Genomic DNA, 26795 nt, shown 5'->3' on the forward strand with positions numbered 1-26795 from the left:
CAGTGACCGTATCACCGGCGCTGGTGCAATGTGGCGCTCTGCATTGGGGCGTGGATAAGGGTTAATTCAACGTGAGATTTTCGACCGCCCGACTATGCTGACTCTTCTGCCATTCTGAAGAGGGGAAATCCGTTTGAATGACGCTGGCGTTGCAAGCTTTTTTCTTCTCGATGAGACGGCGGTTTTTGACGTGTTGCCTGACGTTAAACTGGCCGAGCATCCGACATGGATGCATGTGGCGCACTTGAGAGAAGCAAGATATTCGCTGATTCTCATCGCTGGAGAGCACCTTCGAAGTAGTGAGCTGAAGGTGTTTCCTGATTCAACGTTACACATTCGTTTTTCGGCTGCTCTACCCAGCATCAGTTTGGATGGGCTCACATGCTCAGTTGCTTTTTTCGATGATAAAGCTCAAGCCGAATTTCAACTTGGAACTTTTCATTTTTGCGCAGGATATACACCGTCGGAATGGAGGACGGTGGATTTGGACTTGGCTTGGTTGGCAGGGATGCGTGGCCGTCTCTTGATAAAGTGCGGGCCTGGTGCGCAGAACGATCCTACGGCCGACTGGCTGGCGATAGCTGACTTGTGTGTCGCCAGGGAGGGACAGATGAAGGCGCTTCTGGCGAAAACCCATCATCAGATGCGCATGAAAAACGAGATAGCACACTTCAGTAGCGTCTACCGGAACGCGTTTTACTCAAACGTTCAGGAGCGACAGAGTGAAACTGCAATGGGCGTTGCTCGCACCGTTCGCCAATTAAACGGACTGGCTCAGGCGCAAGGGTTTGGTGCGCAGGCTGACATTGTCATTTCGGAGCCGTTTGAAGGAGAGGCCGCCTACTCTTATGCGACTCGTCTCCTGAGGGCGAACGTCCCGCAAACTCCGCCTGATTTTCAAGCGAGGCTACGCCAAAAAGTCACGGACCACGGGGCAATAAAGGTCTTGTCAATCTGCAGTGGCGCCGCGCGGATAGAGGCGGGTTTGTCAGCGGCTATTCCCGAAGGCGTCGAATGGTCACTGCTGGATATCAATGAGGACCTGCTCCAAATCGCGGCAAAGCAGTTTCCGCCAGGGATCAGCCTCGATTTGATCGTGGCGGATGCGAATAACCTGGTGCCTACCGGTGAACAGTGGGATGTCATTATTTGTGTTTCGGCATTGCATCATTTGGTGGAGCTGGAAAAGGTAATGCTCTTTATCTCCCGTAGTTTGAAAAATGATGGGGAGTTCTGGAGTGTGGGGGAGGCCGTGGGACGTAATGGCAATCGTTTGTGGCCCGACGCAATAATGGCTGCTGACGCAGCATTCTCTTCCTTGCCAGCGCGCTACCGATTAAATGCCGACACTCAGGTTGTCGATGCTGTCATTCCAGACAAGGACCATTCGATTGGGTGTTTTGAGGGGATTCGAAGCGAGGAAATTACCGCGCTCCTTGAGCGTTGGCTACAACCGGTAGATGTTTACCGCACCAACTGCTTCCTCTGGCGAATGGTTAATCTTGCCTACAGTGGAAATTTTCATCTTGAAGACGCTGAAGACCAGGAATTGGTCATTGATATGGTTCGAGCGGAGCTTGAGCATTTTCGTAATGGAGGCCTTGGGACCGAGCTATTCGGCGTGTACAAAAAGAAGCATCTTTTCAGCGACGGCGCATCAGGCCGATGAAGAATAGCCCGCCAATGGCTGCGGTAGCGACTCCAATCGGCAAGTCTTCCGGGGCGATCAACGTCCGCGCCGCCACGTCCACCCACACCAGGAACAGGCTGCCTAACAGCACGCAGGCCGGCAGCAACCGGCGATGTTCGGCACCGACCAAACGCCGGGCAATGTGCGGCACCATCAGCCCGACAAAACCAATCGAGCCGCTGATGGACACCAGCACCCCGGTCATCAGCGACGCGATCAAGAAGATCCACAGCCGTACCCGCGCCGCGTTCAAACCCAAAGTCACGGCGGTCTGTTCACCAGCCATCAACGCGTTCAGCGGCCGGGCCATGCCCAGCAGTAACACCAGCCCCAGCGATACACTGGCCGCCGGCACTGTTAGCAGCTCCCAGCGTGCCAGGCCCAGGCCACCGAGCATCCAGAACATCACCGCGGAGCTGGCGCGGTGATCTCCCAGGAACAGCAGTAGATTGGCCGCCGCCATCATCACGAAGGACACTGCCACGCCGCACAGCAACAACCGGTCACTCTCCAGGCGGCCCTGGCGGGCAGCGATGGCGAGCACCAGCAGCATGCTCAGCAGTGCGCCAATGAACGCAGCGAGGGGCAGGGTCAGCAGGCCGATGATTTCGCCGATATGCAGCACCACGATGACCGCGCCCAAGGTCGCACCGGACGTCACGCCCAGCAGGTGTGGATCGGCCAGTGGGTTGCGTGTGACCGCTTGCAGCACCGCGCCGATCAATGCCAACCCAGCGCCCACCAGGGTACCGAGCAGCAGGCGCGGCACACGGATCAGCCAGACAATATGTTCCTGCCCCGGCATCCAATGCACCTCGCCCAAACCGAAAGCCTTGTTCAGCAAGATGTCCCAGACCACCGCCACCGGCACCCGCGCCGGACCGAAGCCCAGGGATACCACGCACGACACCAGCATCAGCGCGCCGAGGAGCACCAACAGGGCGCCATAACGACGACCGTTCATTGGCGGTGAAACCCCCGCGCCAGGGTTTGCACCGCCAGCACGTTATCGATGCCCGGCGTGGCCTGCACGTAAGGAATGACGATGAAGCGCCGCTGCTTGATCGCCTCCACCGATTGCAGGGCCGGGTTGTTCAGCAGGAACTGCTGCTTCTGCTCGGCGCTGACTTCGCCGTAGTCGACGATCACAATGACCTGTGGGTTGCGCTCGACCACGTTCTCCCAGTTCACCCGGGTCCAACTGCTTTCCACGTCATCGAGAATGTTGCGTCCACCGGCGGCATCGATCAGGGCCTGGGGCATGCCCAGGCGGCCGGAGGTCATGGCGCGGTCTTCGCCGCTGTCATACAGGAACACCCGGGGCTGGTCGGTAGGCAGGTGCTTGCGCACTTCGGCCACCTGAGCCTGCATCGTGGCGATCAGTTCGTTGGCGCGATCCTGGACGTCGAAGATTTTTCCGAGGTTGCGCAGATCGTTGTAGGTGTCTTCCAGCGAGGCTGCCGGGTGTTTCATCACGAACGCGCAGGACTCGGTCAGCTCGTAGACGTTGATGCCCAGCGGTTGCAGGGTCTGCGGCGTCAGGTCGCCGCCCACTCGCATGCCGTAGTCCCACCCGGCGAAGAAGAAGTCGACGTTGGCACTGAGTAGGGTTTCCACCGACGGGTACTTGGCCGCCAGTTCCGGCAGGCCATCGAGGATCTTCGCCATCTCGGGCGTCACCGACTTCCAGCCACTGATGCCGCTGTAGCCGACCATGCGTGGCTTGAGGCCCAGGGCGAGCATCATCTGGGTCATGTTGATGTCATGGCTGACGGCATGTCGGGGGGCTTCGTTGAACACCACCTGGCGGTTGCAGCTCTGGATCGTCAGCGGGTAGCGGGTGGCCTCGGCCAGGGCGTGGGCACTGCCCAGCAGCAGGGCGAGCGACAGCAGGGAACGCAAGGTCATGGTTGGGTTATCCAGGTGATTCGTGGGTAGCCGGACAGCGGGTGCTCATCCACCAGGGCGTCGACGCCGAACACCTCACGCAGCAGCTCGGCGCTGAGGACATCCTTGGGCGTGCCGCTGGCGACGATGCGTCCGTGTTCGATCACGTACAGGCGGTCGCAGAAGGCGGCGGCCAGATTCAGGTCGTGGAGGCTGGCGAGGGTGCCGATGCCCAGGCCCTTGATCAGTTGCAGCAATTGCAATTGATAGTGGGGGTCGAGGTGATTGGTCGGTTCATCGAGGATCAACAATTGCGGCTGCTGGGCCAGGGCGCGGGCGAGGATCACCCGTTGCTTTTCACCGCCCGAGAGGGTGGCGAATGCATGCTCGCCAAAACCTGCAAGCCCGGCCGATTCCAATGCCTGGAGCACCAGCCGGCGGTCGTCGTGATTGTCGCCGTCGAACAGGCCTTTGTGGGGTGTGCGGCCCATGGCGACCACCTCCTCCACCGTCAGGCCGAAGGCATCGGGAAACTCTTGCAGCACCACGGCGATGCGTTGGGCGCACCAGCGCGAAGACTGTTTCCAGACGTTGTGATGCTCGAGCTTGACCTCGCCCTGTTCCGGCCGGCTGAAACGGTAGGCACAGCGCAACAGGCTGGTCTTGCCGCTGCCGTTGGGCCCGATCAATCCGACGAACTCCCCGGCCGCCACCTGCAACGTCACGTCACGCAGCTGGAACTGGTGATGGCAGTGGCCGTGGCCCAGGGGCGTCCAGCCGAGGTGGGAGAGGGTTAGCGAGGTCATGCATCTACTCAAATTATTGGATCGACACACAGCCTCTTGTGGGAGCGAGCCTGCTCGCGATAGCGGTAGGTCAGTCACATCTCTGTTGGCTGATCCACCGCTATCGCGAGCAGGCTCGCTCCCACCATTCGGACTGTGGTTGCAGCTTGATAGCGGGCGCGATTGTAGAGGTTTCGCGCCGCCTTCCGTTAATGCACCGTCTTCAGCTTGAAGATGAAGCGATCTCAGGCTGGCGATTGAGCCGGCTGACGAGCCGGTCCAGCAACCACACCACCACCAGCGAAGCCCCCACCAGCGGGAACACCAGCGCCAGGGCCAGCATGATGAACACCCCGGTCTTCCAGGTCGGCAGATCGTGACGCAGCGGCGGCACGCCGAACTTGCCCTGGGGCCGGCGCTTCCACCAGATCACCACGCCACTCACGGCGCTGAGCAGGATCATCAGGCAAATCAGCAGCACCATGATCTGGTTCAGCGGGCCGAACATCTTGCCTTCATGGAGCATCACGCCGGTTTCGGTGGCGCGGGCGACGACGCTGTAATGCGCCCAGCGCACGTCGGCCAGGACCTTGCCGGTGTATTGGTCCACGTGCAGGGTGGCGTCGTTGCGCGGATCGTCGGCGAACACGGCGATGGTGAATACGCCGGTGGAGGTGGTCGGCAAGGTGATGCTGTAGCCGGGCTCGACCTGGCGCTCGGTGGCGATGTTCTGCACCGCTTGCAGGCTGACGGTCGGGGCGGCGGGGCCTTCGTGCATGCCGCCGTGGCCCATGTGCTCGGCATGGTCGCCGGACATCGGCATCGGCGTATTTTCCACCGCCCACGGCACGGTCTGGCGGTGGGCGTTGTTGAGGCTGCCGGCCTCGACGTCGGACTTGGGCACGTCGTTCCACATCACCGCCGGAAAGCGGTTCCAGAGGTTGGCGTATTGCTTGCCCCAGAAGCCGGTCCAGGTCATGCCGCTGAGCAGCATCACCAACAGCAACGCCGCGCCCCAGAAGCCGACGACGACATGCAAGTCGCGCCAGAACAGCCGACCGCGTGCGCTCCAGCGTGGCCACAGCACCCCGGCCGACGATTGCCCGCGCGGCCACCACAGGTACAGCCCCGACACCACCAGCACCACGCCCCAACCGGCGGCCATTTCCACCAGGCGGTCACCGACCGTGCCGATCAGCAGCTCGCCGTGGATGGCCCGGGCCATGGCTTGCAGGTTGTTCTTCGCATCCTGCTCGCCGAGGACATCGCCGTGGTACGGGTCGATGAACACGTTCAGTTCCCGGCCCTTGTCGATCACCACGAATTGCGCGCTGCGCTCGGCGTTGATCGGCGGCAGGTACTGTTTGATCTGGCCTTCGGGATAGGCCTGGCGGACCTGCTTGAGCAAGTCGTCCGCCGCCAGGGTGTGATGGCCGGCGGGCACATTCAGCAGGCTGCCGTACATCAGTGGGTCGAGTTGCGGCTTGAACAGGTAAATGATCCCGGTCAGGGCCAGCATCACCATGAACGGTGCCACGAACAGCCCGGCATAGAAATGCCAGCGCCAGGCCAGGTTGTAGAAATTGGGTTTCGGTTGGCTCATTAGAAAGCGCTCCGCAGGGCAAATTGGGTTGAACGATGGAACCCTTTGTGGGAGCGAGCCTGCTCGCGATAACGGCGGTACATTCAGCACCAATGTGTCTGATAGATCGCATCGCGAGCAGGCTCGCTCCCACAGGTTTTATGTTTGCTTCGGGCAAGTTTTTAGAAACTCATATCCACCTTCGTCCAGAGCGTGCGCCCCGGTTCGTTGATGGCCTGGGGATCGCTCGCCGGGTAGCCGAACCCGGCGTTACCGGCCAGGTTCAAGTGCTCGGCGTAGGCTTTGCCGAACAGGTTGTCGACGCCGCTGCTGACCTTCCAGTGTTTATTGATGCGGTAGGCGCCGTTCAATGAGAACACGCCGAAGCCTGAGCTTTTGCCGTAGTCCTTGCCGACCACGTTGCCCTTGTTCTCATCGACCCGGTGCTGCGCCGCCACCACCCGCCACAAGGCCCCGGCGCTCCAGCGGTCTTCGCTGTAGGTCAGGCCCAGGCGTGCGTCCAGCGGCGGCATTTGCGCCAGGGCGCTGCCGTCGCTGCTGTTCTTGCCCCAGGCGTAGGCCAGGGTGGCGTCGGCTTTCCAGCGCTCGGTCAGCTTGTAGGCTGCGCCCAGCTCACCGCCCATGATCCGCGCATCGATGTTCTCGGCCCGGGAAGTGGTGCCCATCATCCCTGGGGTGTAGTCGAACAGAATGTAGTCGCGTACCTGCCCGACGTAACCCGATGCCCAGGCTTCGAGGGTTTCGGTCTTGTATTGCAGGCCGAAGTCGAGCTGGGTGGTTTTCTCCGGCTTGATCGCGTCGAAGGCATTCAACGAACCGCTGGGGCCGGCGTTCGCCGAGAACAGCTCCCAGTAGTCGGGGAAGCGTTGCGCGTGACCCACGCCTGCGTAGAGGGTGGTGGGGCTGTCGTCCAGATCGTGTTCGTAGCGCACGAAGCCGCTGGGCAGGGTGTCGGCACGGGTCTCGTCGGCGGTGGGGTTGGGCCGGGCCGACATGCCGGAACCGATGCTCTGGCGGTAATCCTTGGCCGAGGCCCGGTCGAGGCGGGCGCCGGTGATGACTCTGTCGCGGTCGGCGGCGTACCAGGTCAGCTCGCTGAACACGCCGTAATTGTGGAAGTCGGCGTCCTTGGTGTAGGGCTGGTCCTTATAGGTGTCCACGCCCATGCTGCTGCGTTGGCGATGCTCGTTGGTCTGGGCGTCCAGGCCGCTGATCAATTGCACATCGGCCCAGTGCCAGGTGGCCTTGATACGTGCGCCGAGGGTGCGGCGGTCGACGTTGGAGGCCATGGGCCCGGCCATCATCCCGGTGCCGGAGGGTGTGCGCAGCGTGTAGTTGTCCATCACATGGTCGGCGTAGTTGTAGTAGACCTGCGCCTCGACCTTATCCAGCACGTCACCGAGGTTCGAGCGTTCGAACCGCAGCCCGAGGCTTTCGCGCTTGAACTGCGAGCCGTCCATGCCACGCCCGGCGTAGCGCGCTTCGCCGTCACCCTTGCCGGCCGTCAACTCCAGCAGAGTGTCGGCATCCGGGGTCCAGCCGAGGGTGACGTCGCCGTTCCACTTGTCATAGCGCGACGGCACGGTGTCGTTGTTGCCGTCGCGGTAGTCGTCCGAATGGGCGGTGTTGCCAATTACCCGCATATAACCCAGCGGTCCACCGGCGGCGGCATCCACCACTTTGTCGAAACGGCCGTTGGAGCCGGCCAGCACGCTGGCGTTGACCCGGGTGCCGAGCTCGCCGAACTGTTCCGGCTCGCGGTCGAACAGGATGGTCCCCGCCGATGAACCGGGGCCCCAGAGCACGGTTTGCGGGCCCTTGATCACGGTGAGCTTGTCGTAGGTTTCCGGCGAGATGTAGGAGGTCGGCGCGTCCATCCGGCCTGGGCAGGCGCCCAACAGCATGCTGCCATTGGTGAGGATGTTCAGCCGCGAGCCGAACATGCCGCGCAGCACCGGGTCGCCATTGGTGCCACCGTTGCGCACCAGGGCGAAGCCGGGAATGGTCTTGAGGTAGTCGCCGCCATCACTGGCCGGTACCGGTTGGCGCGGATCCTTGGGGTTGGTGACGACGGTCAGGGGCGAACTGGGGGCGATGGCGGTGATGACTGTCGGGCTAAGTTCTTCGAGCTGAGCCTCGTGATGCTCGTGCTCATCGGCAAGTACGTAGGGCGTGAGCAGCAGGCCGCACAGTGCGGCGACCGAATGACGTAAACGAACCCGTGGCTCGTTCGGGGGGCAGCGAACCTGGGCAGTGCCCAAAGCGGTGCCAGCAGAAAACCTGGACATGATAATTCCATCGAACAGACGTAGACGACACGGTCGGGCAGCCTGGGGCTGTCTTGTGCGACCGGGATGAGGTAAGTGTCGGGCTTACGCGTCGAGGGGCGGTGCGCGGGTGCGGGCACCCGGGAAGAACGGTTGCCGGGCATGGCCCAGGCGTGGGAAAGGGCTGGTGTAGGTGCTGGCCGACGGTGTGTCGAAGACAGCGAAGGTGTGGCCACCCGGCAATGCGGGACAGTTGAACAGCAGGCTGCAATAGCCGCACTTTTCCCACAGTGCGTGATGCTCGCTCTTAGGCTGGCAGTGTTCGGTCGCTGGTGCGGCATGCTCGGCGTGGGCTCCTGCCGACATGTCCATCTCCATGCTCATGCCTATAGACACAGGCATGGACGAAGACATGCGCTGATCCATCGGCATCGACTGAGAAATCAGTGGACCGATAAAGATCATCAGCATGGCGAACAGGCTGAGCCAGCTGCCGCGTGTCAGGCTCATGGGCTGACGGCGGGGCATGGCGGACCTGTTGCGAGGAAGAGCCACGGGCAAATGCGCTTAGTGCATGTGCATCTGGTTTTTTTCGCCGCCGGGGGCTTTTTTCTGCACCGCGACGTCGACCGTGACATCCCCCGCTTTTTCGAAATGCAGGGTCATGGCAAAGCGTTTGCCATCGCTGAGCAGGCTGCGATCGTTCAGGTCCAGCAGCATCACGTGATACGCCATCGGCGCGAAAGTGACGGTGGCACCGGGGGCGATATCCACGACGGGCACCGGTTGCATTTTCATCAGGTCGTTTTGCATCACGTGTTCGTGGAGCTCGGCCTTGCCGGCAATCGGCGAATCGACGCTGAGCAGTTTGTCGGCGGTGGTGCCCTTGTTGTGAATCACGAAATACGCGGCCACGGTCGGCGCGTTGGGCGGCAATTCCTGGGACCACGGATGGGCGATTTCAAGCTCGCCCACCTTGTACTGGTGAGCTTGGGCGAAGCCGACGGGAAGCAGCAGGGCAGCCAACAGGATGAGTCTGTTCAACATGGGTGATTCTCCAGAACGATTCAAGGCGCAGGGTTATGCGGAAGGAATCAGACCAGAGGCGAGGCGCGGGGGTTGAGGCTCGGCCATTGCTGGCGCGGTGTGGGACTGTCGAGTTTCGAATGGGCGATTCTGCGATGCGCCAGCTGTGCATCCAGATACAACTGGGGGACCTGCCCGGTAAGCGCCACCGATGGCGCCGAACCTGAGCAGCACCAGCAATGCTGCATCGTCGAATGATTGTCCTTTTGCGGCGTGCCCTGCTCGAATTTGCCCAGGGAAATCGCCACCATTTTCATGCCGCTGGAGGAGCAGAAACTGCCCCACAACACTTGCTCGGTCGGTGCACTCGCCATCGCGCCACCGCTGCCGGAAAGGGGCATGGCAAGCATGTTGAACAGCACTGCGAAGCAGGCGATCCAGGCAAATGCAAGCCGTTGTCGGGACATGGGGCAATCCGCTCGGTTGGGCGATCAGGTGGCGGTATTTAGCCTGATCGGGGTTGAGAAGTAAAAAGGCCACGTGCGGTGTAGGGTCGCAGGGCTAGGGTTTAACAGTAGCAACAGATCTTCAAGTAAGTGCTCTCGTGGCGAGGGAGAACGTTTTGTTAAATGGTTGTAGCATGTAACCTCAAGCCCAAAACTTTCATGACTTTCATGATAGTTGTGAACTCTGGATTACCCGCACTTCCCAGTGCTTTGTAAAGACTCTCTCGCCCCAGGCCCGCATCACGGGCAATTTGCGTCATGCCTTTTGCCCTGGCGATATCGTTAAGAGCTGCTCGAACCAGTACGCCGTCACCCGCATCTTCTTCAAAACAGGCATCCAGATATGCGGCCATTTCCTCAGGCGTCTTGAGGTAGGTGGCTGCATCGAAACGTGTGAATTCCTCGGTCATGATTCACTCCTCATTGCCCATGGTTTGCGCCATTTGAATAGCGCGTGTGATATCCCGTTTCTGAGTCGATTTGTCACCTCCCACAAGCAGTAAATAAAACACGGGGCCTCGACGGGAGAAGTACACTCTGTAGCCCGGACCCGAGTGAATACGCATCTCATATACTGCGCTGCCCACCGGTTCGCAATCACCAAAATTTCCATGCTCTGCAGATCGAAGCCTGGCGATGATGCGAGCCTTCCCAGAGATGTCCTTCAACCCGCTAAGCCAGCTTGAAAATACTCGGGAGTGTTCAAATTCGATCATTCGGATCGTATTCCTTGGGATACACATTGGCAAGCAGCACTTTCCTCGGCGCGAGACGGCTCGTTCATGCTTAATGGCAGTCAAGTGCTGCGGCGGGTATTAAGGATTGGAACTATAGAGTTGAACGTCTTGGACGAAACAGCCGGCTCCGTCTTGAAAGTTCGTCGGAAATGTCGCGTTGGCGTGCTGAATTCAGAACCCGTCAGGTACGAATAAAGCGTCCAGCACCTTATCGACCACTCCAAACTCCCGATCTACCCCCGGCAACACCGGCCGCTTCAACACCAACACCGGCACCCCCAGCTCCCGCGCCACCTCAAGCTTTGGTTCGGTGGCCGTACTCCCGCTGTTCTTACTGACCAGCACATCGATCTGCCGCCGCGCAAACAGCTCACGCTCATCCTCGATGTGAAACGGCCCCCGCGCCCCGATGACTTCACAGCGCTCATTCCCCGGGTAAACATCCAAGGCGCGCAGGGTCCAGAATTGCCCGGGCGGAATTTCGTGCAGGTGTTGCAATGGCTCACGACCGAGGGTGAACAGGGGCCGGTGGAACGGTTGCAGGGCCTGGATCAGGTCGGCCCAATCGGCCACTTCGCGCCAGTCGTCCCCGGCCTGGGGCTGCCAGGCCGGGCGGCGCAGGGCCCAGCAGGGGATGGCGCAGACGCTGGCTGCCTGGGCGGCGTTGTGGCTGATCTGGGCGGCGTAGGGGTGGGTCGCGTCCAGCAGCAGGTCGATGCCTTCGGCGCGGATGAATTGCGCCAGTCCTTCGGCACCGCCGTAGCCGCCGACGCGTACCTGGCAGGTCAGGTCGGTGGGGATGCGACCGATGCCGGCCAGGCTGTAGATGTGCTGGGGTCCGAGCGTGCGGGCGATGGCCAGGGCTTCGGTGACGCCACCGAGCAGCAGGATACGTTTCATTTAAAGACTCCGGCGTGGCCGACGATCCCGCCCTGGCGGTCGATGGCGAAGACTTCGACCTGGACCTGGGTCGGCACCACACTGCGGGCGAAGGCCAGCGCATGCTCACACACCGCGTCGCCGAGGGCGATGCCGGCGGCGCTGGCCATTGCCAGGGCTTGCTGGCTGGTGTTGGCCTGGCGAATGCCTTGCTGCAACGCCTCATCGGCACCGATGGCGGCGGCCCATTCGGCCAGTTGTGGCAGGTCGATGCTGGAGTGACGGCTGTGCAGGTCCATGTGGCCGGCGGCGAGTTTGCTGATTTTGCCGAAGCCGCCGCAGAGGCTGAGTTTTTCCACGGGTACCTTGCGCACATGTTTGAGCACGGCGCCGACGAAGTCGCCCATTTCGATCAGGGCGATTTCCGGCAGGTTGTAGACCCGGCGCATGGTGTCTTCGCTGGCATTGCCGGTGCAGGCAGCGATGTGCAGGTAGCCGTTGGTTTTCGCCACGTCGATGCCCTGGTGGATCGAGGCAATGTAGGCCGCGCAGGAGAACGGCCGGACGATGCCACTGGTGCCGAGGATCGACAGGCCGCCGAGAATCCCCAGGCGTGGGTTCATGGTTTTCAGCGCCAGGGCTTCGCCGCCCTCGACATTGACCGTGACTTCGAAGCCGCCGGCGTAACCGCTTTCCTCGGCCAGACGGCCGAGGTGGTCGTTGATCATTTTGCGCGGCACTGGGTTGATCGCCGGCTCACCGACTTCCAGCACCAACCCCGGTCGCGTCACTGTTCCCACGCCGCGACCGGCGACGAAGCGCACGCCGGGCTCGGCGATCAAGCGCACCTGGGAAAACAGCAGGGCGCCGTGGGTCACGTCCGGGTCATCGCCCGCGTCCTTGATCGTCCCGGCCTCGGCACCCTGTTCGGTCAGTCGACAGAACTCCAGGCGCATCTGCACTTGCTTGCCCTTGGGCAGTACGATTTCCACGGCGTCGGCTTCGGTGCCGCGCAGCAGCAATCGAGCGGCCGCCAGGCTGGTGGCCGTGGCGCAACTGCCGGTGGTCAGGCCGCTGCGCAGGGGGGCGGGTTGTTCGGCGGTTTCGTCACGCATCGAGGGGTTTGACCAGGTCGAGCAAGGTGATCGGCAAGGCCTGGCGCCAGGTGTCGAATTCGCCCAATGGCTGGGCCTGGGCGATGTGGATGCGGGTCAGTTCGCCGCCGTGACGTTCGCGCCAGTGCATGAGGGTTGTTTCGCTTTGCAATGTCACGGCGTTGGCGACAAGCCGACCGCCGGGCTTGAGTTGGGCCCAGCAAGCGTCGAGCACGCCCGCGCGGGTGACGCCGCCGCCGATGAATACCGCGTCCGGGCGCTCCAGTCTTTCCAAAGCCTGCGGGGCTTTCCCGCGAATCAGTTGCAGGCCGGGCACGCCGAGGCTGTCGCGGTTGCGTTCGATCAAGGCTTGGCGGCCTTCGTCGGCCTCGATGGCCAGGGCTCGGCAACTGGGGTGGGTGCGCATCCATTCGATGCCGATGGAGCCGCTGCCGGCGCCGACATCCCAGAGCAGTTCGCCGGGCGTCGGGGCGAGGCGGGCCAGGGTGATGGCGCGCACGTCGCGTTTGGTCAACTGGCCGTCATGTTCGAACGCGGTGTCTGGCAAACCGGCCAGGCGTGACAGGCGCGGTGTCGACGGTTCGGCCCGGCATTCGATGGCGATCAGGTTCAGGTCGGCGACGGTGTCGTCGGACCATTGCGCGGCGCGACCGTCGATCCGTCGTTCTGCCGCCCCGCCCAAATGTTCCAGCACGGTCATGGTACTTGGACCGAATCCCCGCTCCCGCAGTAACGTCGCCACGGCGGTAGGGCTGTGGCGGTCATTGCTCAGCAGCAACAGCCTGAGGCCTGTGGATAAATACCCATTGAGCGCCGCCAGGGGACGCGCCACCAACGACAGCGTGACCACGTCCTGCAACGGCCAGCCCATGCGCGCCGCGGCCAGCGAGCAGGATGAGGGCGCGGGGATGACCAGCATTTGCTCACTCGGCACCTGTTTCGCCAGGCTGGCGCCCACGCCGTAGAACATCGGATCGCCGCTGGCCAGCACGCACACCGGCTCACCCTTCCGAGCGAGCAGCGGTTCCAGGGAAAACGGGCTCGGCCACAGCTCCCGTTCGCCGCTGATACACAGTGGCAGCAGCGCCAGTTGCCGATCGCTACCGACAATGTGCGACGCCCGCAGCAAGGCATGGCGAGCCGTTCGGCCCAGGCCCTTGAAGCCGTCTTCACCGATGCCCACTACGGTCAGCCAGGGGGTCATCTCTGTTCCTCGAATGAATGGGGTTGATCGACAGGACGTTGCCGCCGCGAACCGGGCCGCCATCATACCGCGCCCCGGCGGATCAGGCGCCTGGCGCAACATCATTGTGGCTGCTAGACCGCTTTCGCGAGCAAGCCCGCTCCCACAGTGGATTTGTGGTGAACACAGGATTTGCGCACAACCTGACCAAACCTGTGGGAGCGGGCTTGCTCGCGAAGGCGGCGGTCCATCCGACATCACCTTTTCAGGCAGACCGCTATCGCGAGCAGGCTCGCTCCCACAGGGGATTTTGGGTGAACCACAGAGTTTGTGCACCACCAGACCAAAACTGTGGGAGCGAGCCTGCTCGCGATGGCGTCGGTCCATTCAGCATCAGCTTTTCAGACAGACCGCTATCGCGAGCAACAGACAACCTCATTGGAACAGGCCGCCCGTGTTCTTGAGCAATCTCACGTCAATCCGACCAGCAAGCTTTTCATGACCCCCGGCAAAGCAGGCATAATGGCGCTCCTTCGCCGTCATGGCGTGCCTTATCTCGGTCTGCCCTTGAACGAATGTCCATCCTCCAACGTCGTACGCCCTTCCGGTTGCCCGGGGTTGCTGCGTGTCGTCCAGGCGCTGGACGGCGGGATCTGCCGGATCAAGCTCGATGGCGGTTCCATTCAGGCCAGTCAGGCCGAAGCCGTGGCGTCGGTGGCCGAGCGGTTTGCCGGGGGCGTGATCGAGGCGACCAACCGGGCCAACCTGCAAATCCGTGGGATCGGCCTTGAGCACGGTGCGCTGATCGAGCCATTGCTGGCCGCCGGGCTTGGCCCTCGCAAACCGGCCGGCGATGACGTACGCAACCTGATGCTCAGCCCCTCGGCCGGGATCGACCGACAGATGCTGTTCGACACCCGCCCGTTGGCCGAGCAGACTCTCGTCACCCTGCAAACCCAGGAACGCTTCCATGAGTTGTCGGCCAAGTTCGCCGTGCAACTGGACGGTGGAGAAGCGTTGGCGATGCTCGAACATCACCACGACCTATGGCTGTCGGCCCTTGTTCGCGATGGCGAGCCTTGGCTGGCCTTCGGCTTGGCCGGCGTTCCGTTGGATAAACCGGCGGGCAGGGTGCCCCTGGCCCAGGGGCATGCGCTGGTGGTGGCGGTGCTGGAGTTGTTTCTCGAGCTGGCCCGCCCGGACCAGATCCGCATGCGCCACCTGCTGGCTGAAATCCCCATGGATGAGTTCATGGCCCGGTTGGCCCGTCGTGTGCCCCTGCAACCTTGTCTCGATTGGCAGCGGGACGTGTCCATCGACGGACTGCATATCGGTATCCATCCCCAGCACGATGACCGCGTCTACGTCGGTGCCGCTGCGCCCCTTGGTCGGCTCGACACCGCCATGCTGCGCGGTGCGGCGCAGTTGGCGCGGGAGAAGGGCGACGGCAGCCTGCGCTTCACCCCCTGGCAAAGCCTGTTGCTGCCCAATGTGCGCCGCGCGGATGCCGACGAAGTGCTGGCGGGGCTCGAGGGGTTGGGCCTGTTGTGCTCGGTCGAGCAGCCCCTGGCGCAACTCATCGCCTGCACCGGTTCCAGTGGCTGCGCCAAGGCCCTGGCCGACACCAAGGCCGACGCCCGCCAACTGGCCGAGCGGCTGCAAGGCCAGGGTCATGCCTTGAAGGCTCATCTATCGGGCTGCCCGCGCTCCTGCGCGGCGGCCCATGTCGCGCCGGCCACCTTGCTGGCCGTCGCTCCCGGTCGTTACGACCTGTATTTTCGCGATGCCACGCTGCCGGGTTTCGGCGCGTTGCAGGCACACAATCTGACTATTGAAGCGCTCGGCCACTGGCTCGACGCTCGCCCCCGGAGCCCCCTTGATGCTTGATTACATCCGCGACGGTCAGGAGATCTATCGCAACTCCTTCGCGATCATCCGCGCCGAAGCCAACCTGGCGCGCATTCCGGCCGACCTGGAGAAACTCGCGGTGCGAGTAATCCACGCCTGCGGCATGGTCGAGGCCATCGACGGCCTGCAGTTTTCCGAGGGCGCGGGCACGGCCGGGCGCCAGGCGTTGGCCGCCGGTGCGCCGATCCTGTGCGATGCACGGATGGTGTCCGAAGGCGTGACCCGCGCTCGGCTGCCGGCCAACAACCCGGTGATCTGCACCTTGCGCGACGAGCGCGTGCCGGCGTTGGCCGTGGAACTGGGCAACACCCGTTCGGCGGCAGCGCTGGAGTTGTGGCGTCCGCACCTGGAGGGCAGCGTCGTGGTCATCGGCAACGCGCCGACCGCGCTGTTCTACCTGTTGGAAATGCTCGATGCCGGCGCACCGAAACCGGCCTTGATCCTCGGTTTCCCGGTGGGCTTCGTCGGCGCCGCCGAGTCCAAGGCGATGCTGGCGGCCAACAGCCGTGGTGTGCCGTTCGTGATCATGCAAGGCCGCCTCGGCGGCAGTGCCATGGCCGCCGCCGCCGTCAACGCCCTCGCTACGGAGATCGAATGATGCAGCAGCCTGGACGTCTGATCGGCCTCGGCGTGGGCCCTGGTGACCCGGAACTGATTACCGTCAAGGCCCTGCGCCTGCTGCGCGAATCGCCCGTGGTGGCGTACTTCGTCGCCAAGGGCAAGAAGGGCAATGCCTTCGGCATCATCGAGGCGCATTTGCAGGACGCGCAGACGTTGCTGCCGCTGGTCTACCCGGTTACCACAGAAGCGCTGCCGGCGCCGCTGTCCTATGAACAGGTGATCGCCGATTTCTACGACACCGCCGCCGAGCAGTTGGCCGTGCACCTGGATGCCGGGCGCGACGTAGCGGTGATCTGCGAGGGCGATCCGTTCTTCTACGGCTCCTACATGTACCTGCACGATCGCCTGGCCGAGCGCTATGAGGCCCAGGTCATTCCCGGCGTGTGCTCGATGCTCGGCGGGGCCTCGGTGCTCGGTGCGCCGCTGGTCTATCGCAACCAGAGCCTGTCGGTGCTCTCCGGCGTCTTGCCCCATGACGAGCTCAAGCGACGCCTGGCCGATGCCGACGCGGCGGTGATCATGAAGCTGGGGCGCAATTTCCCCAAGGTTCGCCAAGTGCTTCAGGAGCTGGGCCTGGATGGGCGGGCGCTGTACGTCGAACGGGCGACCATGGCCAACCAGAAGATCGTGCCGTTGGATGAAGTCGAGCCGATGTCGTCGCCGTACTTCTCGCTGATCATCGTGCCGGGCGAACGGTGGCAGGGTTGATGGCCGCCAAGACGCCGGCCATCGTCATCCTCGGCCCCGGCAGCCTGGCAACCGCCCGACGGATTCAACAGCGCTACCCCGAGGCGTTGATCCACGGCCTGGCTGGGCGGGTCGAGGGGGTGGATCGTCAATACCTCGAGTTCGGCACCACGTTGCGCGAGCTCTATCAGCAAGACACACCGATCATCGCCCTGTGCGCGGCGGGTATCGTCATCCGCACCCTGGCGCCGCTGCTGCTGGAAAAAGGCGTCGAGCCGCCGGTGCTGGCCGTGGCCGAGGATGGCAGCGCCGTGGTCCCGCTGTTGGGCGGCCTGGGCGGGGTCAATGTCATGGCCCGGGAAATCGCCGCAGCGCTGCAAGTCGCGCCGGCGATCACCACCAGCGGTGAACTGCGTTTTGGCACTTGCCTGCTCAATCCGCCGAGTGGCTATAACCTCGGCGACCTGGAGCAAGGCAAGCGTTTCGTCTCCGATCTGCTGGCCGGTGAATCGGTGCGCATCGAAGGCGCCGCGCCATGGCTGGATCAGGCGCAGTTGCCCGAGGATGAACAGGCACGGCTGGCGATTCGTATCGACAGTGCTGCGGGTAAACCGACGGCGGATGAACTGCGTATTTATCCGCGCAATGTGCTGGTGGCGTTGAGTGCAGGGGCGTCGGCGGACATCGGCGCGATACTGGAGCAGGCCAGCCTCGCGCCGCAGTCGCTGGCGTGCCTGTTGGCGGCGGACAGTGACATGGCCCGTGCCGAGCTGCACGAAACGGCTTCAGCGTTGGGGGTGCCGCTGCGTTTTGCCGCGGCCAATGGCAACCTCGAAACGTGGTTGAGCGATGCCCTCGGTCAACCGGCGTCGCTACAGGTCATGGGCAGCCATGCCATCGCCGTGACCGCGCAACCCCTCGATCCGCAGCAGATTGGTCGTGCGCGCGGGCGCCTGGCGGTGATCGGCCTTGGCCCGGGCGCCGCCGAGTTGATGGTGCCGGCGGTGCGCGCCGAGCTCGACCGTGCCACCGATGTACTCGGTTATGAAACCTACGTGCGCATGGCCGGGCCCTTTCGGGCCGATCAGGTGCAACACTGCACCGACAACCGCGAAGAGATGCAGCGGGCCCGACATGCCTTCGAACTGGCGGCCGAGGGCCGCTCCGTGGTGGTGGTGTCGTCTGGCGATCCGGGCGTGTTCGCCATGGCTGCCGCCGTGTTGGAAGCGTTGCATGAGTCGACGGATGCCCATTGGCACAACGTCGACCTGCAGATCCTGCCGGGTGTCTCGGCGTCCCTGGCGACCGCTGCCCAGGCCGGTGCGCCATTGGGGCATGACTTCTGTGTGATGTCGCTGTCGGACAACCTCAAGCCCTGGTCGATCATCGAAAAGCGCCTGGCTCTTGCGGCTGAGGCCGACCTGGCCCTGGCCTTCTACAACCCGATCTCCCGCTCCCGGCCATGGCAGTTGGGCCGGGCGCTGGAGATCGTCGGGCAACATCGCACGGCGCAAACGCCAGTGGTGCTGGGGCGCGATATCGGTCGTCCGGGGCAGACGTTGCGTGTCACCACGCTGGGGGCATTGACCCCGGATCAAGTGGACATGCGCACCATGGTGCTGATCGGCTCCTCCACCACGTGCGTGTTCCCACGCGCCCAGGGTGGCGACTGGGTGTACACACCGCGCTGGTATGGCAACAAACCTCTTTGATCAAACCCGGTGGCCCGTTCGGGCCACCTTCACCTGAGCTCGTGATGCCCTGGCTTCTACATGGGCAAGTCTGTTCAATGATTGCTTATATAAAAACTTTTCAGCGCTGCGCTTATTAAGCGGTGAAGAAAAAAGTTTGAACTCCTGCTGGTTGGAAACTTATTGAATTCCTTGTTAGTTGAGCCGCGCGTCAATGACCGTTATGTTTTTATCCAGCCCATTGGGAATAATTGTTGCCTGAGTTGATGCTCATCATTTGGTTAGGCCGCAGGCTCCCAATGGCCTGTTCGCGCATGGATGCGTGAAGTTTTTCTTATCTCTATACAATAAATGGAAGTGTTGTTTATGAGTGAATCCAAGTTTTCATCGGCGGATAACTACGTCGATTTTGTGGGGTTGTTAAAACTCAAGGATCTCGAACAGGCATTAATTTCCCACAAGGGCTCCGAACAATATGATGCGGTGCTTCGGTATTACTTCGGTTGTATCACCTTGCTGGATTCGCCGCGCATGTTGGAACCGTTGGGGTTGCTCAAACAAGCGGTAGGCGCTTTGCGGGGAAGTAGCCGGTCTCGTCGTGCGACAGGGCCGTTGAACTCAGAGGACGCCAGGGCTGCGGACCTGGCGCAAACGTATAACAAGATAGAAGGGTTTGAAACGCGTCTGCACTACAGTTTCGAACAGTTGAAACTGCCCGCCACCGAGGTGCCGAAGAACCTGCATTTTGTCTGGCTCGGCGGCGGCGTCGGGGCCATTCAGCGTGACTACATCAATGTCTGGAAAAAAGTAATGGGCGCAGAGGGCTATCGTCTCAGCCTCTGGTACGACAGCGACGCGCTGCTGGCCCATGAAACCAACCGAATCATTGTCGAAGCCGCCAAGGCCGATGCCATGCTCAATGGCGCACAGGCCAGTAGCGATGCGTTGGCGTTGGGCGACCGTTATGAAGAGCGCGCCATTGTTCTCAAACAACAGATGTACGCCCATATCAAGAAGGTGGTGGAAAGCGGCGGCAGCGCCGACGACGCGAGAATCGATTTGCTGGTTCGGGCCTATGGGCAAGATAAGGCACGGCTGAAGGCCTTGGTGAACGATAACCGCCTCAGTCTCATGGCCGTGGCTGACAGCGACCTGATACTGCGCGATGTTGCCATTGGTGAGGCACCCTTGCATTTGCGGGATATCTACGAACGCGAGATCAGCCTGCGCGGCATGTTGGCGGGCGGCTCCGATATCGTGCGGGTCGAAGCCTTGCTCAGCGAGGGTGGCAGCTACGTCGATATCGATCACCTGCCGCCGTTGTTGGACAAGCTGGGCGAGGTGGACATTCGCGGGTTCAAGACCGACGCACGCCTGGGCGTGTTGCAGTTGCTGCTCGATCGAAATCCCGAATGGATGCCGGGCCGTCAGGCATTGCGCGGCCAGTACACGGATTATTCCAGTGCGATCCCGGCCGAGCATCGCGATGCACTCGAGCGTTTCGCCAAAAGCCGACCCGAGTTGAACCGCGTTTTCTGCCCGCCGGCGCAGCGCCTGGCTCGTCCGTACGAGCTGCGAGCCGTGACCGTACGAAATTCGTTGAGCAACGCCTTCCTGATGGCCCACCCAGGGGCGGCGATGCTCAACGCCGTGCTCGAGCGCTTCAGGCGCAATTATGCAATTGTCGATGCCACCGCTCGCCTGGCGGATGAACAAAACGTGGCCCTCACCGATGTCGAGGCCATGAGTGGTCTGGCGCGGCAGGCTGCGACGCAGGTTTTCGGTGCGTTCCATGAGCTGCCGCCGGAAGCGGAAATGGGCGCGGCTTTTCTGGTCGAGGCGGCCGCCACTTACTACAGCGACGGCATCCGTCCCCAGAGCGAAGGGACGATTTATCTGACCGGGCCTGGCGCCATGCGTGAGGGCATGGCGCAATACCTGAACACGCACTTTACGCCTCAAACCGCTGAGCAGTGGCGGGAGGAGGCTGCCATTGCTGCCGTCGGCACCGTCAATGGCGCCACCGAGGAGGAACTGGATCACTCCTGGAAAGAGAATCAGAGTGACACCCGGCAGTGGCTCAGCGATGAGATTGAACGTTGGCAAACGGGCCAGTTCAAGGTTCGTTATGCGGGTGAGCTGGCTGAGCTGCTCAAGTACCGCACTCTCCAATTCGATGACGGCTGGCCGGTGATCGAGGGGCGGTATGTACTGTCCACCGACCTGTTGCAGCACCTGGCCGATGAGCTGGGTGAGCCGTTCAAGCAGAGCATGAGTCGGAGCCATGACGGCGTGGTGACTTTCGACAAGGCCATACCGCTGGGCTTTGATGAGCGTCAGGTGATTCTCGCCCAAGGCGTCGACGTGTTGCCGCCTGCTTCGTTGGGTGACGCGAAGACGCGGCAGTTGCCCATCGCCGAGCTCTTGAAGCAACTCGCCGAAGGGCGTTTCGAAGCCGCGCAATTGAGCCCCCTGCAACGCTTGCTGCTGGGCGCCTTGACGGGGGCGAAGACCTTGGATAATCGCAGCTTCGACGCGGTTCGCCCGCAGTTGGATAACCTCGCCAACAACCTTGCCGCCCATGGCACCGCTGGCCGTTACGCGACGATCGAACAGGCGTTGTATCAACATAAGGCCCCAGCCTTCCTGGCCGGGCTCGCCAGTGCTACCGATGATCCGCCAGGGCATGACGAAACTGCCTTGGGGCTGAAGAAAGCCGCGCTGGAACAGCCTTTGACACTGCGCCAATGGGGTCGGCAGGTGGCTCGCATCCGGCAGGTGGCGAAATTGGAATACCGTGTCCGGATCGTGGAGCACCTCGGTACCGTCCTGGACGATTTCGGAGCCGACACGATCAAGCTGGTGCCCCAGGATTTACTGCTCCAGGGTGAGGGCGATAGGGTCGGCGGACGTTGTTATCCCCTGGCCCTGGCAATGGCGGCTGCCTTGTCGGAGGGCAAGGCGGCGGTCAATACCCTGCGCGAGCGCTTTTACTTGGGAGTTATCGAGCCAGAGGCCAGCGATTCGGCGACCTTCTTGCAGTGCGTGGAGTCGTTGCGCGAGGTGCAGATCGGCGATGTCGGCAGTGCACTGGCACGCTCGGACCTGAATGCAGTCGTGGACATTCTGCAAGCCAGGACAGCCACCAGCACACTGATGCTCAACTCCGATAATCACGCCATGCTGGTAGCCAAGACCTGGGAGGGCGAGCGCGGTACTTACCACTTCTACGATCCGAATTTTGGGGTATTCGAATTCGAGGATTCGACTCGGTTCAGGCAGGCATTGGAGCAGTTCTTCCTCCAGCAGAAGATGGCCAGTCATTACGCGGCGTATGGCGATGCGGTTCGCCCGACGTTCGACCTGATCGAACTGGACGGCGCGCGGGTGTCACAGGTGACATTGGCGGGTGCCGTCCAGGTCGCGAAACTGCTGCAACCCGGAGCGTTGCCCGGCCAATTGCAACGTCCTGTCAGGCAGCGGTTGATCAACGCTCGTGGGCAGTCGCTGCAGAGCAATCCGCGGCTGGGCAACTGCCTGCTGGCGCTGGATGGTCACTGGTGGGGCCAGCAGATCGAGCACGTGACCAGCGGCCTCCAGCAGAAAAATCAGCTGGCCCCTCACCTTGTGCCTTTGTTCGAAACCCTGGAGGTCATGACGAACGGGTCGTACCGGATAAGCCTGATCGATCCTGGGAACCCGGAACAGTTGGTACGGGCCATCACGGACGACCCTCGACTCTTGCGGATAAAAAACTACCTCTCGGAACGTTTTTCAGCCTTGGCCAATAGACCCTCCGTAGCGAGCGATCCGACCGAGGTGGGCAGCGTCCACACCCTGAACGCCGGCTTCGCCATACAAGCGCTGATGAACGCCTTGCGGGGCCGAGAAGGGCCTGGTCGGCCCCTTAGCCTGGCGGTCCGGTTGCATGCCTATGTCAATTATGCGCAATTGGTGCATGGCAACGTGGCCGATATCGCTGGCCTGGTCGGCCTGGTTCGACAGGCATTGGCCCAGGAGAAACTGATTGCCCAAACCGTCGCGCCCGTGGTCAAGACCGCAGTGGGAAGCAGCGTGAGCGAAGCGACCGGGGGATTGCTGCAACTGGCGAATGTCGGGTTCGACATCTACCAGTTGTCGACTGCACAAAACGACGTCGAACGCGCTCAGTTCGGTACCCAACTGGCGTTCGACTCGGCCAGCCTGATGTTGTCGGTGAGCGCCTACGCTGCCGGCGCTACCACCGCTGGAGCATTGCTGGGCGGCGCTGCGGTGATGCTGGGCGGGTTGGCGGTGGGGGTGGCGGCGCTGGCCCAGGGCTTCGCCACCATTGCCGAAGAAGCCAAGCAGGTCGGGCTGTTTTTCGATGAGGTGGCAACCGCCCATCTCCAGCCTTATCGGGCTGATGCCCGCGGTGGCGCATGGTTGCCGCGTTCATCGCTGATCGTTCATACACTGGACCTGACCCGCGCCGAGCTGATGCTGGACAGCCCCAAGCTGTATCCGCTGCGCGATCATTTCGGGGTGCCTACCTTTGATGACGATTACGACCGGGCGATCGATATCCGTCGCCAGCTGAATCTGCCGGGTCGAGCCCGATTCACGCCACCGGCAGGTGCAGCCATCGTCCTGCCCTGTACGCCGCAAACCTGTTACCGCTACGAGTACAAGGCATTGCCCTTCGCCGGGCTGCGCCATGACATCGGGTTCGACACGGCACGGCGCCTGGAGAAAAAGACCGCGCAGGGAGGATGGCTGTTTCTGTTTTCTTTCTACTCGTTCCCCAGTGACTACATCCTTTATCGCCTGGTCCCGGATTACCGGCCGACGGTGATCAAGGTGTTGCTCGATGGCATCGATCGCTCGCTGGTGGTGCCCGTGTTGCCACCGGATTGGCACGGAAAAATCACCTATGAGATCCAGGGCGCCGGCAAGCGCTGTGCATTGGTGCTCCACCCCGGCGTGAGCCTGACCCTGGATACGGCGCGCCCGTTGAACTCGAGTTGGGTGTTGGACGCCCCTTGGGCCCAGGAGAGTGATATCCGGCTCGAGCGTTACGCGAGACTGTTCATCGGCGACGTTCAGGTGGCGCTCACTGGATCGGGGCGTCACGACGTGCTGCTGCGGATCAGCCAGAATCAAGTGTTCAAGGTGGAGGCGGGCAAGCTTGTGGTTGTCGAGCAGGATGTGCCTGCGGGCATGGATCGACAGGCATTGCAGGAGCACTTCAAGAGCCTTGCCAGGCAGCACCGCCTGGTGATGCCGTATACGCCGGTTCATCGTTACCTGGTGCCGTTCGAGAAGCCGGAAGAGCCCCGCTACATCACGGCCTGGTATGACGCCAAGGATGACCGTTTCCTGTTCATTCGTAATGAACTACCAGGCGTCGATGACGCGGTGCTGGGCGCGGTGGCAGGTGGTGCCTGCTATTTCTATGACCCACAGGACCTGATCATCTGGCAAGCCGACGCGGTCACCGGGTTGCTGAGCCATCGTTACTGGTTGCGCAGCACAAGGAATGCGACCGCCACCATCCAGCGTGTCGAGGCGGATGCGCAAGGGGTGATTCATGTCGTGCAGCGCATCACTCGCGAGGATCAGACCGACGATGTGCTGGTGTACGTGATCCATGAAGGGCAACTGCTGCTCAGTTCGGTCACGCGCGATCTGGACCCGGCGCTGGAATCCATTTTCAGCGCCAGCGAGACACTGGCCGACTGGTCCCAGGTGCTGGGCAGCGATTACCCCTTTGTCCCGTCTGTTCGCACCGAGGACACCTTTGTCACCGTCAATTGGCAACCGGCTCCCTTCGTTTCGGTCTGCTGGAAGAGCGAGCCGCAGTTGCGGGACATGGCCTGGGTTCGCCACAGGGACGGCTTGATCATTCGTCCTTCGTCGAGACGCGGCCGTCCCCGTGGCTGGGCCGACTCGATCAAGAACATGACGGACCTGACGCTGCTCACGCTGGCGGACGACAGCGATAGGTTTGTTGTGTATGACCGGCTTGCAAAGGAGCTGTGCCGCAGGCAGCGAACTTTGGTCGCGGGCAAAGGGCAGTGGTCCAACCGGTGGTTGCAATCCGACAAACTGGAGAATGTGATCGCTGCCGAGAGTGGCTACGTGGTGCTGACATCCGATGGCCGGTTCTTAAACCTGACGAGCCAGGGCGACCTCAAGCTGGGCGGCGTGAACGAGACATGGTTCAAGGATCGGGGGCATTGGTGGCTGGCATTGGAGTCGTTGGCCCGGAGATCGGCGAGCGAGCAATTTGCCCTTATCGGTTTGAGCAACTTCAACGACGACGCCAAATTATGTGCCTGGTACGTCGGCAACAGGCTGTTACTGGCTGAGCTGGGCCCTGCAAAGGAAGTACGCCTGCTCGGCGCTACCCCGGATGGCGAGGCGGCGTGGTTATTCGATGTTTCGAGGGGTGAAGTCTATCGCCAGGCCTTTATCGACCCACAGAAACTGGAGGCGGCTTTTGGTCAGGGTTCACGCTTGCTGCAGATCGATGCGCTACCCAGCGCGCAGCGTGAATGGGCGCCCTGGCAGTTTGTCGAGCTGGCGGTTGAAGGGGCCGGGTTGCGTGGCGTGACATTCGAGGGGGTGGTGGTCGCGTTACGAGACCAGGAGCCGGCCTCGATTACTGGTGTCACTCATCAATGGCTGGTCGCTCAAGATGGCCGGGAGCAAGAGGGGCTCAGGCAATTGGCGGCCCAGTCGTCTCACGGCGCACTGCTGTCGGTGGAGGAGCCCGGTAGCCTGACGTGGTTCGTCGCCAAGACCGGACGTATGATCCGAGTTCCCAGGGCCGCGATTGCGCAGTCTTTCGAGCTATTGGGAACCCAGCGCCAGACCCAGGTATTACTTCATGAAAGCGAGAATGGAAAGCTGTTGACCCTGCCGGAGGCGGGGCATGTGGGGCCACTCAGTTATGTCCAGCGCGAAGGCGAGGTGCTGGTCGTCGAGGGCCAGGACATGAAGATCGATGATCTGCTGGCGCTGATGCCCGACGATGTCACGACCCTGATTTTGCGCATGGGGCAAGGTGCGGTGAGTTACCGGCTGTCAAAAGCGGCCTGGTTGCGGGTCAAGTCGGTCATCCTCGACTGCCGGCATGCCCTGGGCCGTGCGGTGACAATCCCCGGCAAATTGCTCTGGAGCCTGGATGAGCCTGATCAGTTGTTGTTCAGTCGTGTCCAGGAACACCTGGTGATCATTGATCCGGACAGTGGGCACAGTGTGATTGTTCGTGAGGTGTATGCGACAGATATCAACATGCGTGGGGAAGTCCTGCTCAGTTTTGGCGGGAATCGACATTATGCCGTTTCGACCCTGATAGAGCGATTGGACGCCTTGCAGGACGCCGAGAGCGGTATCACGCTCAAGGCGCTGAGTGTGTCGTCTGCGGTGGAAACCAATGAGGTGGGTTGATTACGGCACCAGATAGCCTTTGACCCCGGTAAAGATGATCTGCGCGGCCAGCGCACAGACAAACAGCCCCATCAGGCGGCTGACGATCTGCAAGCCCTGGTCGCCCAGGATCCGCTCGATGCGGCTGGACAGGTAAAGCACCACGCCGACGGTGAAGCTGGCCAGGGCGATGCTGATGATGGCCATGAGTTTGTCGTCCCAGTGCGGTTGGCTCACGCCCATCACCAGCAGGGCGCCGATGGTGCCTGGGCCGACGGTCAACGGAATGGTCAGCGGGACGATGGTCACGTCCTGCTGAACGCTGTCGGTCTGGACGGCCGACTTGCCTTGGGCCATGCCCAGCGCCGAAATGAACAGCACGCTGCCGGCGCCAATACGGAACGCGTCCACGGTGATGCCGAATACACTGAAAATCACTCGCCCGAACAGGTACAGCAATACGCTGGATACCAGCGTCGCGGTCGCGACCTTCCAGGCCAGGCGACGTTGTTCCTTGCGTGAATAGCCGCGAGTCAGGCCGATAAAACACGACAACACGAAGAAAGGGCTGTAGAGCACCAACATCTTCAGGTAAACGCTGAACAGCACATGGAGCATGGTCGAAGCTCACGACGAATGAAATTGCCGTGGAGTTTATCAGGCGCTGGGGGTGTCTGTCGGCTCGCCCGTGAACGTGAAATTTTTAAGTGCCGAAAACTTCGCTTTATTGTGAGGAGCGAAGTGTCGTTGAAATGTCAGTGTCGCAGAAATTATGTGCCGTTACAGTTTTGCAGTTG

The 26795-nt window shown here is 62.0% G+C and carries 20 protein-coding genes; 6 read left to right on the forward strand and 14 right to left on the reverse strand.

Going from position 1 to position 26795, the window contains the following annotated elements; all coding sequences use genetic code 11:
- Nucleotides 1–133 precede the first annotated feature (133 nt).
- Complete coding sequence (locus tag DTP52_RS05610; protein ID WP_109752214.1) at nt 134–1669, forward strand: class I SAM-dependent methyltransferase; 1536 nt, start codon at nt 134–136, stop codon at nt 1667–1669.
- Here DTP52_RS05610 and DTP52_RS05615 read toward each other — a convergent pair.
- From DTP52_RS05615 to cbiE, 13 genes are all read right to left on the reverse strand, one after another.
- Nucleotides 1644–2654, reverse strand: coding sequence for an iron ABC transporter permease (locus tag DTP52_RS05615; protein WP_109752215.1), 1011 nt, complete (start codon nt 2652–2654; stop codon nt 1644–1646). The two genes, DTP52_RS05610 and DTP52_RS05615, sit on opposite strands and share 26 nt — an antisense overlap.
- Nucleotides 2651–3598, reverse strand: a complete 948-nt coding sequence (locus tag DTP52_RS05620; protein WP_109752216.1) for an ABC transporter substrate-binding protein — start codon at nt 3596–3598, stop codon at nt 2651–2653. Before DTP52_RS05620 ends, DTP52_RS05615 begins: the two co-directional genes overlap by 4 nt.
- Nucleotides 3595–4383, reverse strand: a complete 789-nt coding sequence (locus DTP52_RS05625) for an ABC transporter ATP-binding protein (RefSeq protein WP_109752217.1) — start codon at nt 4381–4383, stop codon at nt 3595–3597. Before DTP52_RS05625 ends, DTP52_RS05620 begins: the two co-directional genes overlap by 4 nt.
- Before the next feature lie 202 nt (nt 4384–4585).
- Nucleotides 4586–5965, reverse strand: coding sequence for a PepSY domain-containing protein (locus DTP52_RS05630; RefSeq protein ID WP_109752218.1), 1380 nt, complete (start codon nt 5963–5965; stop codon nt 4586–4588).
- A gap of 161 nt (nt 5966–6126) precedes the next feature.
- Nucleotides 6127–8253: a TonB-dependent copper receptor gene (locus DTP52_RS05635; RefSeq protein ID WP_109752219.1), complete on the reverse strand. Its 2127-nt coding sequence runs from the start codon at nt 8251–8253 to the stop codon at nt 6127–6129.
- Between the two features lie 84 nt (nt 8254–8337).
- Nucleotides 8338–8742 carry a DUF2946 domain-containing protein gene (locus tag DTP52_RS05640; protein WP_109752220.1) on the reverse strand — a complete coding sequence of 135 codons (405 nt, stop codon included), beginning with the start codon at nt 8740–8742 and terminating at the stop codon, nt 8338–8340.
- Between the two features lie 57 nt (nt 8743–8799).
- Nucleotides 8800–9279, reverse strand: a complete 480-nt coding sequence (locus DTP52_RS05645) for a copper chaperone PCu(A)C (RefSeq protein WP_109752221.1) — start codon at nt 9277–9279, stop codon at nt 8800–8802.
- A gap of 47 nt (nt 9280–9326) precedes the next feature.
- Nucleotides 9327–9725, reverse strand: a complete 399-nt coding sequence (locus tag DTP52_RS05650) for a DUF2946 domain-containing protein (protein ID WP_109752222.1) — start codon at nt 9723–9725, stop codon at nt 9327–9329.
- Between the two features lie 158 nt (nt 9726–9883).
- Nucleotides 9884–10174 carry an addiction module antidote protein gene (locus DTP52_RS05655; RefSeq protein WP_109752223.1) on the reverse strand — a complete coding sequence of 97 codons (291 nt, stop codon included), beginning with the start codon at nt 10172–10174 and terminating at the stop codon, nt 9884–9886.
- A 3-nt stretch (nt 10175–10177) separates the two neighbouring features.
- Nucleotides 10178–10480, reverse strand: coding sequence for a type II toxin-antitoxin system RelE/ParE family toxin (locus DTP52_RS05660; RefSeq protein ID WP_109752224.1), 303 nt, complete (start codon nt 10478–10480; stop codon nt 10178–10180).
- Nucleotides 10481–10672: 192 nt separating this feature from the next.
- Nucleotides 10673–11401 carry a cobalt-precorrin-6A reductase gene (locus DTP52_RS05665; RefSeq protein WP_109752225.1) on the reverse strand — a complete coding sequence of 243 codons (729 nt, stop codon included), beginning with the start codon at nt 11399–11401 and terminating at the stop codon, nt 10673–10675.
- Complete coding sequence (locus DTP52_RS05670) at nt 11398–12495, reverse strand: cobalt-precorrin-5B (C(1))-methyltransferase (protein ID WP_109752226.1); 1098 nt, start codon at nt 12493–12495, stop codon at nt 11398–11400. The genes DTP52_RS05665 and DTP52_RS05670 overlap by 4 nt, the downstream gene beginning before the upstream one ends.
- Nucleotides 12488–13699, reverse strand: coding sequence for a precorrin-6y C5,15-methyltransferase (decarboxylating) subunit CbiE (gene cbiE / locus DTP52_RS05675; protein WP_109752227.1), 1212 nt, complete (start codon nt 13697–13699; stop codon nt 12488–12490). Before cbiE ends, DTP52_RS05670 begins: the two co-directional genes overlap by 8 nt.
- Before the next feature lie 501 nt (nt 13700–14200).
- Between cbiE and cobG the strand changes: the two genes are divergently transcribed.
- From cobG to DTP52_RS05700, 5 genes are all read left to right on the forward strand, one after another.
- On the forward strand, nt 14201–15565 hold the full coding sequence (gene cobG, locus DTP52_RS05680) for a precorrin-3B synthase (RefSeq protein ID WP_109752229.1): 1365 nt from the start codon (nt 14201–14203) through the stop codon (nt 15563–15565).
- Complete coding sequence (locus DTP52_RS05685) at nt 15558–16184, forward strand: precorrin-8X methylmutase (protein ID WP_109752230.1); 627 nt, start codon at nt 15558–15560, stop codon at nt 16182–16184. Before cobG ends, DTP52_RS05685 begins: the two co-directional genes overlap by 8 nt.
- Entirely contained in the window at nt 16184–16915 is a 732-nt protein-coding gene (locus DTP52_RS05690) for a precorrin-2 C(20)-methyltransferase (RefSeq protein WP_109752233.1), read from the forward strand. The genes DTP52_RS05685 and DTP52_RS05690 overlap by 1 nt, the downstream gene beginning before the upstream one ends.
- On the forward strand, nt 16915–18606 hold the full coding sequence (gene cobJ / locus DTP52_RS05695; RefSeq protein WP_109752234.1) for a precorrin-3B C(17)-methyltransferase: 1692 nt from the start codon (nt 16915–16917) through the stop codon (nt 18604–18606). The genes DTP52_RS05690 and cobJ overlap by 1 nt, the downstream gene beginning before the upstream one ends.
- A 345-nt stretch (nt 18607–18951) precedes the next feature.
- Nucleotides 18952–26019: a TcdA/TcdB pore-forming domain-containing protein gene (locus tag DTP52_RS05700; RefSeq protein ID WP_109752365.1), complete on the forward strand. Its 7068-nt coding sequence runs from the start codon at nt 18952–18954 to the stop codon at nt 26017–26019.
- On the opposite strand, the gene DTP52_RS05705 is transcribed toward DTP52_RS05700, so the two are convergent.
- Nucleotides 26020–26616 carry a MarC family protein gene (locus DTP52_RS05705; RefSeq protein WP_109752236.1) on the reverse strand — a complete coding sequence of 199 codons (597 nt, stop codon included), beginning with the start codon at nt 26614–26616 and terminating at the stop codon, nt 26020–26022. It abuts the gene before it with no gap.
- Nucleotides 26617–26795 lie beyond the last annotated feature (179 nt).

This window comes from Pseudomonas sp. 43mfcvi1.1, assembly GCF_900115935.1.
Taxonomy (GTDB): domain Bacteria; phylum Pseudomonadota; class Gammaproteobacteria; order Pseudomonadales; family Pseudomonadaceae; genus Aquipseudomonas; species Aquipseudomonas bijieensis.

Excerpts from the sequence above, each read along its gene's own strand:
- DTP52_RS05615 (WP_109752215.1), bottom strand. The coding sequence starts at position 2,654 with ATGAACGGTCGTCGTTATGGCGCCCTGTTGGTGCTCCTCGGCGCGCTG.
- DTP52_RS05620 (WP_109752216.1), bottom strand. The coding sequence starts at position 3,598 with ATGACCTTGCGTTCCCTGCTGTCGCTCGCCCTGCTGCTGGGCAGTGCC.
- DTP52_RS05625 (WP_109752217.1), bottom strand. The coding sequence starts at position 4,383 with ATGACCTCGCTAACCCTCTCCCACCTCGGCTGGACGCCCCTGGGCCAC.
- DTP52_RS05630 (WP_109752218.1), bottom strand. The coding sequence starts at position 5,965 with ATGAGCCAACCGAAACCCAATTTCTACAACCTGGCCTGGCGCTGGCAT.
- DTP52_RS05635 (WP_109752219.1), bottom strand. The coding sequence starts at position 8,253 with ATGTCCAGGTTTTCTGCTGGCACCGCTTTGGGCACTGCCCAGGTTCGC.
- DTP52_RS05640 (WP_109752220.1), bottom strand. The coding sequence starts at position 8,742 with ATGAGCCTGACACGCGGCAGCTGGCTCAGCCTGTTCGCCATGCTGATG.
- DTP52_RS05645 (WP_109752221.1), bottom strand. The coding sequence starts at position 9,279 with ATGTTGAACAGACTCATCCTGTTGGCTGCCCTGCTGCTTCCCGTCGGC.
- DTP52_RS05650 (WP_109752222.1), bottom strand. The coding sequence starts at position 9,725 with ATGTCCCGACAACGGCTTGCATTTGCCTGGATCGCCTGCTTCGCAGTG.
- DTP52_RS05655 (WP_109752223.1), bottom strand. The coding sequence starts at position 10,174 with ATGACCGAGGAATTCACACGTTTCGATGCAGCCACCTACCTCAAGACG.
- DTP52_RS05660 (WP_109752224.1), bottom strand. The coding sequence starts at position 10,480 with ATGATCGAATTTGAACACTCCCGAGTATTTTCAAGCTGGCTTAGCGGG.
- DTP52_RS05665 (WP_109752225.1), bottom strand. The coding sequence starts at position 11,401 with ATGAAACGTATCCTGCTGCTCGGTGGCGTCACCGAAGCCCTGGCCATC.
- DTP52_RS05670 (WP_109752226.1), bottom strand. The coding sequence starts at position 12,495 with ATGCGTGACGAAACCGCCGAACAACCCGCCCCCCTGCGCAGCGGCCTG.
- cbiE (WP_109752227.1), bottom strand. The coding sequence starts at position 13,699 with ATGACCCCCTGGCTGACCGTAGTGGGCATCGGTGAAGACGGCTTCAAG.
- cobG (WP_109752229.1), top strand. The coding sequence starts at position 14,201 with ATGGCGCTCCTTCGCCGTCATGGCGTGCCTTATCTCGGTCTGCCCTTG.
- DTP52_RS05685 (WP_109752230.1), top strand. The coding sequence starts at position 15,558 with ATGCTTGATTACATCCGCGACGGTCAGGAGATCTATCGCAACTCCTTC.
- DTP52_RS05690 (WP_109752233.1), top strand. The coding sequence starts at position 16,184 with ATGCAGCAGCCTGGACGTCTGATCGGCCTCGGCGTGGGCCCTGGTGAC.
- cobJ (WP_109752234.1), top strand. The coding sequence starts at position 16,915 with ATGGCCGCCAAGACGCCGGCCATCGTCATCCTCGGCCCCGGCAGCCTG.
- DTP52_RS05700 (WP_109752365.1), top strand. The coding sequence starts at position 18,952 with ATGAGTGAATCCAAGTTTTCATCGGCGGATAACTACGTCGATTTTGTG.
- DTP52_RS05705 (WP_109752236.1), bottom strand. The coding sequence starts at position 26,616 with ATGCTCCATGTGCTGTTCAGCGTTTACCTGAAGATGTTGGTGCTCTAC.